General features: G+C 75.7%; 5 protein-coding genes. All 5 read right to left on the reverse strand.

Features of this window, described 5'->3' with window-relative positions:
• Positions 1 to 10 precede the first annotated feature (10 nt).
• A complete protein-coding gene (locus ACIF80_RS36940) occupies positions 11 to 964 on the reverse strand; it encodes a bifunctional riboflavin kinase/FAD synthetase (RefSeq protein ID WP_399813284.1) in 954 nt (317 codons plus the stop codon).
• Positions 965 to 1,105: 141 nt separating this feature from the next.
• Complete coding sequence (locus ACIF80_RS36945) at positions 1,106 to 4,702, reverse strand: serine protease (protein ID WP_399813286.1); 3,597 nt, start codon at positions 4,700 to 4,702, stop codon at positions 1,106 to 1,108.
• 471 nt (positions 4,703 to 5,173) lie between these two features.
• Entirely contained in the window at positions 5,174 to 6,079 is a 906-nt protein-coding gene (truB, locus tag ACIF80_RS36950; RefSeq protein WP_399813289.1) for a tRNA pseudouridine(55) synthase TruB, read from the reverse strand.
• Positions 6,076 to 6,552, reverse strand: coding sequence for a 30S ribosome-binding factor RbfA (gene rbfA, locus ACIF80_RS36955; protein ID WP_399813292.1), 477 nt, complete (start codon positions 6,550 to 6,552; stop codon positions 6,076 to 6,078). Before rbfA ends, truB begins: the two co-directional genes overlap by 4 nt.
• A gap of 64 nt (positions 6,553 to 6,616) precedes the next feature.
• Entirely contained in the window at positions 6,617 to 6,910 is a 294-nt protein-coding gene (locus ACIF80_RS36960; protein ID WP_399813295.1) for a DUF503 domain-containing protein, read from the reverse strand.
• Positions 6,911 to 7,252: the final 342 nt, after the last annotated feature.

Here is a 7,252-nt window from a genome sequence, read left to right on the forward strand (position 1 = left end):
GCGTACGTGCCTACGGCCGCTCGGCCGCTGCCACCAGTTCCTTGCAGCGCCTGACGTCCGCGGCCATCTGCTCCATCAGCGCCTCGAGCGAGTCGAACTTCGCCTGGCCGCGGACGAAGGTGAGGAAGTCGACGGCGACGTGCAGGCCGTAGAGGTCCAGGCCGACGCGGTCGATGGCGTACGCCTCGACCGTGCGCTCGGTGCCGTCGAACTGGGGGTTGGTGCCGACGGAGATCGCGGCCGGCATGGCCTCGCCCTGGGCGTGCAGCCAGCCCGCGTAGACGCCGTCGGCGGGGATCGCGGTGTGCGGGAGCGTCTCGACGTTGGCCGTGGGGAAGCCCAGTTCGCGGCCGCGCCGGGCGCCGCTGACGACCACGCCCTCCACCCGGTGCGGGCGGCCCAGGATCTCGGCGGCCCCCTCGACCTCGCCCTCGGCGATCAGGCGGCGGGTGAGTGTGGAGGAGAACGGCTCGCCGCCGCCGGCCTCGCCGCTCACGTACAGCTCGACGACCTCGACCTCGAAGTCGTAGATCTTGCCCTGCTCCGCGAGGAAGTCCACGGTGCCCGCGGCCCGGTGGCCGAAGCGGAAGTTGGGGCCCTCGACGACCGCCTTGGCGTGCAGTTTGTCGACCAGGACCTTGCCCACGAACTCGGCCGGCGACAGCTTCGAGAACTCCGTGGTGAAGGGGAGGACCAGGACCGCGTCCACGCCCAGCTCGGCCATGAGTTCCGCACGGCGGTGGTGCGGGGCGATCAGCGGCGGGTGGCTGCCGGGGCGGACGACCTCGCTGGGGTGCGGGTCGAAGGTGACGACGACTGCGGGGACGCCCAGTTCCCGGGCGCGGTCCACGGCGTGCCTGATGATCAGCTGGTGCCCGCGGTGGACTCCGTCGTAGGAACCGATGGTGACGACGCTGCGCCCCCAGTCCGGGGGGATGTCCTCCAAGCCACGCCAGCGCTGCACTGCCTGCTCCTTGTCGAAACCTTGTCGGGCCGAGTCCGTGGACCTCTCCTGCGCAGGTCTAAGGGTGCCATGCCGACCGCCGTCGGCTCGCATCGGCATCGGCGCTCCGGCACTGTGACGCTGTGCACTCCCGGTCGCGGCTCAGACGGGGACGCCCACTCCCGCCCGGGTCTCGATCATCCGCCGGGTGCCGGGCCCGACCACGTCCGCCCACTCCTGGGGCGCGTCCGCCAGCCAGTGGGCCAGGGCGGCGGCGAAGCCCGGGACGTGCCGCCCCAGGTCGGCCAGGACGTGGTCGAAGCGGGCGGCGCCGTCGGGGGTGCGGACGAGGAGCAGCCCGGTGCGGTGGACGAGCTCGCGCGCGGGGTCGCCGGTCCGCGGGAGGTCGTCGGTGTGGCGGGGGTCGTCGGTGTGGCGGGCGGCGGCGCCCAGCACCGCGGCCAGCAGGTCGGGGTCGTGGTCGCGGGTGAGGAGCGGGTCCAGCAGTTCGCGGCGCAGGGGGCGCGAGGCGGGGGTGCCGGGCTCGGCGAGGGCACCGGCGAGAGCGGCCCGCAGCGGCCGCGGTCCGGCGTCCAGCAGGCCGGTGAGCAGGGGGAGGAGGACCTCGCGGTCGGCCGGCTCCTGGTCCAGGCGTCGGTCCGCGTACGCGGCCAGCTGTCCCGCGAGATCCGGCCGCCGCTCCACCGCCGCCCTCACCAGCGCGGCGACGCGGGGGGCCAGACCGGGCGTGCCGGCGTCGGCATCCGCCTCGGTGGAAACGGTCGCATCGGGAGGAGCGGGCGCATCGGCGGGAGTGCCCGGTGTCCCACCGGCGTCCGACCGGGCGAGCCTCGCTCGGAAGGCGTCGAGGACGGCCTCCGGGTGGGTGGTGAGGGCGCAGGCCAGCGCGCTCGGCGGAACGTACGGGTCGCCGGCCGCGAAGTGTTCCAGCGCCCGCGCGAGGTGGCGGTCCCTGCTGCTCGGGTCCTGGACGAGCAGGGCGTGCGCGCCGCCGTGCAGGGCGCGGTCGCCGGTACGTACGAGCAGGGCGAGGGCCGCGTACCGCAGCAGGGTGCGGTCGGCCTCGTCACGGGCGTGCGGTGCGGCCAGCAGCCCGTAGGTCACCGCTGCCGCGCGGCGGGCGGGGCGCTCGTCGCGCGCCCAGCGGTCGACGGCCCGGCACACCACCGGAGGGTCTTCCTCGGCCAGCACGCCGAGCAGTTGTCCGGCCCGCCGGTGCGGGCTGTCGGCGAGGGCCTCGGTCAGGGTGTCCGGGGCGCGGTGCCGGTGGGTGTGCAGCAGTGCCTGTGCCGCCGTCGCGACCGTCGCGTGCGGGGTGGCGGGCAGGGGCCGTTCGTCCTCGAACCACCGGACGAGGTGCGGGAGTACGGCGGCGGGGTCGGCACTGAACAGGCGGGAGGCGGCGTCCAGGAACCGGGGGCCGGCCTCGCCCGGGGGGCCGTCTGCGTGCACGAGTCCGCGCAGCAGCTCGAAGCCGGTCTCCAGGGGCAGGGGGAGAGCGGTCCAGAAGGCCGGGCCCAGCTCGCCGGGGACCGGCCGCCGCTGCTGCCGCCAGGCCACGATCCGGTCGGCCAGCAGCCGCAGCACCCCGGTGCAGGGCGTCGCGTCGGGCACGCGCGCGAGGGTCTCGGTGAGCAGCCGGGAGGCCCACCACGAGCCCGTCCCGGCGTCGAGGGCGTGCACCAGGTCCGCGAGCCGGGAGGCGAGCGGGCCCGTGCCGTGCTGCCGGGCGAGCAGCAGCATGGCCTGGACGACGGGCCCGATGCGGTGGTGCGGAACGGGGGTGCCGTCGGCGGTGCCGGGGTCGCGAGGGGCACCGGGGTCGCCGTGGACCAGGGCACGCAGGGCCCCGTCCAGGTCCAGGTGGGTGCCCTGGAGCCAGTCGGCGAGTTCCTCGTGGGCGAAGCGGTAGCCGGTCCCGGCGGGGACGAGGAGGCCCTCGGCGAGTACGGCGTGGGCCCAGCCGGTGCCACCGCCGAGCCCGGCCGGCGCGGGCCCCCAGGGGAACACCGCCTCGAACGCCTCCCGGTCCAGCTCGCCCTGTCCGGGGCCGAGGCTGCGCCGGGCGGCTTCGTGCACCTGCCCGGAGACCTTGGCGGCCAGCCGGCGCACGGCGGTGCCGCGCAGTCCGCTCCCGGCGGCGAGGCGTACGGCCACGCGCAGGCACATCAGGTCCAGGTGGGCGGAGAGGACCTCGTGGCGGTCCGCGCGGGCGTCCGGCGCGTCCGGGGCGTCGGCGAGGGCGGCCCTGACCTCCGCGAGCAGCCGGAGCGTCAGCGGGTGCCGGGTGTCGGCGGGGGAGCCCTCCGGGATGCCGTAGCGGGCCCGTGCCTCGATGGCCTCGTCGGCGGTCAGGTCGCCGAGACGCACGCACGCGGGAAGAACCTCGGCCGGGGGACCGCCCGGGGCCTCGGCCCGAGGCGCGCCCTGGTGCCGGTGCAGCAGCTCCGCAGGCAGGAGCGCGCCCGCGCTCTCCCAGTACTCCGCGCGGCACCCCACCACCAGGCGCGCCCCGGTCCGCCGCAGCCACCGTGCCGTCCCGTCGCTCCACTGGGCGAGGCGGCCGGCCAGGACGGGCGGCATCTCCTCGGGGCCGTCGAGGAGGAGCAGCAGCGGGCGGCCGGCGCTGCGGGCCAGGCCGGCGAGGCGGGCCGGGCCGGTGTCACCGAGGCCTTCGGGTCCGGCCGGGGTCCGGGTGCGGGAGGCGGCGACGATGCGGGCGGCCCGGTCGAGCGCCCGCTGGGCCGCGTCGGCGACGGAGAGGTCGTCCTCCCGCAGATCGGCGCCGCGCAGCCACAGCGTGGGGCCGCCGGCGCGGTGGCGGCGGGCGGCGAGCGCCGCGAGCTCCGTCGTACGGCCGCTGCCGGGCGGCCCGACGAGACCGAGGACTGCGGCCGGGCCGTGCTCGAACGCGGTGAACTCGGCGGTGACGGCGGCCCGCTCCACCGGAACGACGTCTCCGGGGGCGAGTGCGCCCGACGGGCCGTCCTGCCCGACCGAGGTGGCGGTGAGTTCCAGCACGCCGGCGAGGTTGAGGTCGGTGCCGTACGCCGGGACCGTCGCCGCGTTCTCGGCGAGGAGGGCGGCGAGGGGGCCCGGGGTGGGGCGGAGCGGCACGGCGAAGCCGCCGTCGCGGCCGCCGGCGCGGAGTGCGGTGCCGAGGACACCGAGGACGGCGCCGGTGGCGGCGTCGAGCACCGGACCGCCGGCCGCTCCGCCGGTGCGCAGCGCGTCACGGCCGGTGGTGCCGATGGCGAGTTCCAGCGCGTCGTCGAGGGTGTGGCAGCGCCCGGCGGCGGTGTACGTGACGGTGGTCGCGCCGAGTACGCGCGCCTCGCGCCAGCACCCGGCGGCGATCCGCACGTAGGCACCGCTGTCGAAGCGGGCCCGCGCGGTGACGGGCAGCGGCTCCACACCGAGCCCTTCGGCGTGGACGAGGGCGAGGCCGAGCTCGGGCAGCGGGGTGACGGCGTCGGCGCCCACGACACGGTGGCGGTCGCCGGGGACGTGCAGGACGAGGCCGGGGAGGCCGTCGACGGCCTCGTGGCTGGTGATCAGCGTGCCGCGGTGGTCGGCGGGGAAGGCGAGACCGCGCGGGCGGCCGTCTAGGTCCTGGACGCGGACGAGGACCTCGGCGGGCGACGGCTCCCGCCGGGCCCGAGGGACCTCCCCCGGACTCCGGCCGGCCGGGTCGTGGAGCGTGCCCCGCTCATGACGGGACGGGTCGCGCGACATCATCGTCGAACCTTCATGCCGTGTCTTCGTGCTGTGCCTTCGACTGCCTCGGCTCGACAGTAGGGCCGGGTGATCAGTGACACGGCGCCCTCGGCAAACGCGCCCCCTTCCACTCCCCCGTTCACTCCGAGCGCCTGCACTTACGGGTGAAAGGACGGCCGCAAGTGGACACACCCTGGGGGTGGGGGAACCGAGGGGGACCGTGGAGCGGCGGCGTGCAGTCCCCGTGACGCCGCTCCACGGGCGGACCCCGGGGCGCCGGGCGGCCGGTGGGGACGGCGGACCCGCACGGGCCGGTCGATGAGGCCGGCGCGACCGATACGGCCGATCGCACGGCCGGACCGGTCAGGCCGTTCACCGGGTCGTCCCACTGAGCGGTGGACCGGCCGGACGGTGGGGCCGGTGAGGTCCACCGGGCAGCCGGACCGGCCGCACCCGTGAGCCCGCCGGCCGCCCCGTCGGCCCGTCCGGCCGTCAGCCGAAGACCGTCAGGCTCTTGGCCTTGCCCCGGTGTTCCTCGACGAGGGCGAGCAACGTGCCCTCGGGGTCGAAGACGGCCACCGGGCCGGTGCCCGCGTACTCCTCGGGCATCTCCAGGCGCACGCCGTTGGTGAGCAGCCGGGCGCGCCGGGCGTCGACGTCCCAGCGGGGGAAGGCCGCCGCGGCGGCCTCCGCGATCGGCAGCACGGTCAGTTCCTGCTGGAGTTGGTCGAGGGTGCGGGCCGCGTCCAGCTTGTACGGGCCGACCCGGGTCCTGCGCAGCACCGTGAGGTGACCGCCGACGCCCAGGTCGGCGCCCAGGTCGCGGGCGAGGGCGCGGATGTACGTGCCGGAGGAGCAGACGACGGAGACGACCAGGTCGAACACCGGAGTGCCGTTCCCGGCGACGGCCGGGCGGACGTCGTACACGGTGAACGAGGAGACGGTGACCGGCCGGGCCGGGATGTCGAATTCCTCGCCCTCACGGGCCCGCTTGTAGGAGCGCACTCCGTCGATCTTGATGGCGCTGACCTTGGACGGCACCTGCATGATGGCGCCGGTCAGCTTGGCCACCCCGGCGTCGATCGCCTCGCGGGTGACCGCGGAGGCGTCCGTGGACGAGGTGATCTCGCCCTCGGCGTCGTCCGTGAGCGTGTCCTGCCCGAGCCGGATGGTGCCCAGGTACTCCTTCTCGGTCAGCGCGAGGTGGCCGAGGAGTTTGGTGGCCCGCTCGACGCCCAGGACGAGGACGCCCGTCGCCATCGGGTCGAGGGTGCCTGCGTGGCCGACGCGGCGGGTCCGGGCGATGCCGCGCATCTTGGCGACCACGTCGTGCGAAGTGAAGCCCGACGGCTTGTCGACGATGACAAGGCCGTCGGGCGTGGTGTGCTTCTGGGTCATTCGGCGGTGTCGTCCGTCTCAGTGTCCTTGGAGTCCTCGGCATCCTCGGCGTCCTCGGGCTTGCGGTACGGGTCGGCCCCGCCCGCGTACGCGGCGCCCGCGGACGCCTCGCGCACCTTGGCGTCGGACTGGCGCGCCTTGTCGAGGAGGTCCTCGATGTTGCGCGCGGTGTCCGGGAGCGCGTCCATGACGAACGCCAGGGTCGGCGTGAACTTCACGCCCGCCGCCCGGCCCACCTCGGAGCGCAGGATGCCCTTGGCGCTCTCCAGGCCCGCCGCGGCGGCCTTCCGCTCCTCGTCGTCCCCGTACACCGTGTAGAAGACGGTCGCCTCCCGCAGGTCACCCGTGACCCGGGTGTCCGTGATGGTGACGTGCGTGCCGAGCCGCGGGTCCTTGATCCCGCGCTGCAGCTTCTGGGCCACCACCTCCCGGATGAGGTCCGCCAGCCTTTTCGCCCGCGCGTTGTCGGCCACTGATCCGTCTCCCGTTCTTTCCTGTCCGAGTTGTCAAAGCCCCGCGTTCCCGGGGCTGGATTCGTCAGTCGTCCTCGCCGTGGAAGCGCCGCCTGACGGACAGCAGTTCCACCTCGGGGCGCGCGGCGACCAGCCGCTCGCACCGGTCCAGTACGTCGGTCAGGTGCGCCGTGTCGCCGGACACCACCGCCAGGCCGACGACGGCCCTGCGGTGAAGATCCATGTGATCCACCTCGGCCGCGCTCACCGCGTACTTCCGCTGGAGCTCGGCGACGATCGGGCGGACGACGGAGCGCTTCTCCTTCAGCGACCTGACGTCGCCGAGGAGGAGGTCGAAGGACAGCGTCCCCACATACATGCACAACCGGTTCACCCGCCGGTACGGGATCGGCGTCCCCGCCGTCCGTGGTGGGCAGGGACACCAGAACCGTACATCGAAGGGGCGGGCCGATCGACGGATATTACGCTCCGTGGACCCGGCCGGGGAGCGTACCCGAACCGGTCCCCCGGTTTCGTGACCCGTCCCCGGCCCTGTGGCCGTCCCTGAACACACGAGCCGGGGGGGGGGGCCCCGGGGGCCCCCGCCCGCCCCCCCCCCGGGGGGGGGGGGGCGCGGCCGCGGGGGGGCGGCGGGGGGGGGGGCGGGGGGGGGGGGCGTGTGGGGGTTGGTGGGGGGGGGGGGGGGTGGGGCCGGGGCGGG

The sequence above is a fragment of the Streptomyces sp. NPDC085927 genome (assembly GCF_044540975.1).
In the GTDB taxonomy this organism is placed as follows: Bacteria; Actinomycetota; Actinomycetes; order Streptomycetales; family Streptomycetaceae; genus Streptomyces; species Streptomyces hirsutus.

Bases quoted from the DNA above. Each gene is read 5' to 3' on its own strand.
- ACIF80_RS36960 (WP_399813295.1), bottom strand. From the start codon at position 6,910: ATGTATGTGGGGACGCTGTCCTTCGACCTCCTCCTCGGCGACGTCAGG.
- truB (WP_399813289.1), bottom strand. From the start codon at position 6,079: ATGACCCAGAAGCACACCACGCCCGACGGCCTTGTCATCGTCGACAAG.
- ACIF80_RS36945 (WP_399813286.1), bottom strand. From the start codon at position 4,702: ATGATGTCGCGCGACCCGTCCCGTCATGAGCGGGGCACGCTCCACGAC.